This is a genomic window from Bacillus sp. AFS001701 (assembly GCF_002559405.1).
Classification (GTDB): domain Bacteria; phylum Bacillota; class Bacilli; order Bacillales; family Bacillaceae_G; genus Gottfriedia.
Map to the genome: position 1 here is coordinate 1 of NZ_NTZO01000416.1, position 1,385 is coordinate 1,385.

Genomic DNA, 1,385 nt, shown 5'->3' on the forward strand with positions numbered 1-1,385 from the left:
TAACGCATGCATTAGTTGAAGATCACAAGCAGCTTAATTGCAGTTTTTTTATTGAAGTAAATGGCAGTTTAGTTCAATAAGAATGACCTCAGTTTGACCTCAGTTTATATGATATATTTATAAAAAAAGCTTGGAAAGGTGTTTTAAAATGGATTTAACTAATATAAACGGTTTAATACTTATGCCCTCTGCGAGTGAAACAGAAATATTTAAAGTTGAAAATGAATTGAATGTAAAATTACCAATTTCCTATAAAGATCTACTTAAAACATCAAATGGTTTGTCTTCTGAGGAAGGGATACTTATTTATGGAACTGAAGATATTAGAGAACGAAATGATGTATGGGAAACGAAAGTATATGCAAAAGGATATGTAGCCATTGGTGACAATGGTGGCGGGCAGGTTTTTCTTATGCAACAAGGAGACCAAGAAAAAGAGGTTTTAATGGTTGATACTGGAGATATGAATGCTGAACATTCTGGGTTAGTAACTTCTAATTTATCTCTATGGGTTACCAACGGTTTCACAATTAAAGAAAACGAAATGCAAGAGGAACGCAGTAGGACAGATATCTGTAAAATTGTTTTAATTAATTCTCCAGATGGAGGATTAAAGGATTTATTAAAAATTAAAAAAGTTTTTGGACTTAATACTCCTGCTAATGAATTGATAAAAGGATTAAAAAATCTACCTTATACAATAGTGGAGGGATTTCCATATGGAAAAGCAATGAAATTAGTTGAGAAGTTAAAAGATTTAAAAATAGAACTTAGAATTGATTAATCTTTATAAGCATTTGTTACTTAATAATTAATTTTCTTGTACAACTAACGCATTGCATTAGTGGAACTAGAAGAAGTAAATGACTATGAAGTGAAGCTTCTGTTTAAGGTTCAAAATATTAGAATTAGAAAGGTAGTCACTAAATGGGAAAAGCAAGGTTTAGGGATAAAGGAGAATGGATTGGTGATTTTAATAATCATATTCTGGTAGAATGCCCACAATGTAAAAAGGGTACAAAAATAACCTGGGTGACTGATAAAACGAAACTAAAGTTAGTTTGTCAAAAGTGTGGAATTGTTTCTGGATCGAACTTTTTTAGCAGCATCGGTGAAGAAGAAAGTTTGTGGTTACAGACACATTGTTGTGGCAAAACACTTTGGGCATACAATGAAGAACATCTGGATTTTTTAGAGAACTATGTTAGTGCAAGTTTAAGAGAGCGTGTGCCAAACATTAATAAAAGTATAGCGAGTAGATTGCCTAATTGGATCAAGAGCGCTAGGAATAGAGATGAGGTTTTAAAAGGTATTAATAAACTAAGAAAAAAATTGAACGAAATTTAAAAAATTATTTAAAATCTAATTCAACTAACGCATGCGTT

The 1,385-nt window shown here is 31.3% G+C and carries 2 protein-coding genes; both read left to right on the top strand.

Annotated features, from left to right (window positions below):
* Positions 1–148 precede the first annotated feature (148 nt).
* Positions 149–784, top strand: a complete 636-nt coding sequence (locus CN514_RS20370; protein ID WP_098234152.1) for an SMI1/KNR4 family protein — start codon at positions 149–151, stop codon at positions 782–784.
* A gap of 143 nt (positions 785–927) precedes the next feature.
* On the top strand, positions 928–1,347 hold the full coding sequence (locus CN514_RS20375; protein WP_098234153.1) for a hypothetical protein: 420 nt from the start codon (positions 928–930) through the stop codon (positions 1,345–1,347).
* Positions 1,348–1,385 lie beyond the last annotated feature (38 nt).

Bases quoted from the DNA above. Each gene is read 5' to 3' on its own strand.
- CN514_RS20370 (WP_098234152.1), top strand. From the start codon at position 149: ATGGATTTAACTAATATAAACGGTTTAATACTTATGCCCTCTGCGAGT.
- CN514_RS20375 (WP_098234153.1), top strand. From the start codon at position 928: ATGGGAAAAGCAAGGTTTAGGGATAAAGGAGAATGGATTGGTGATTTT.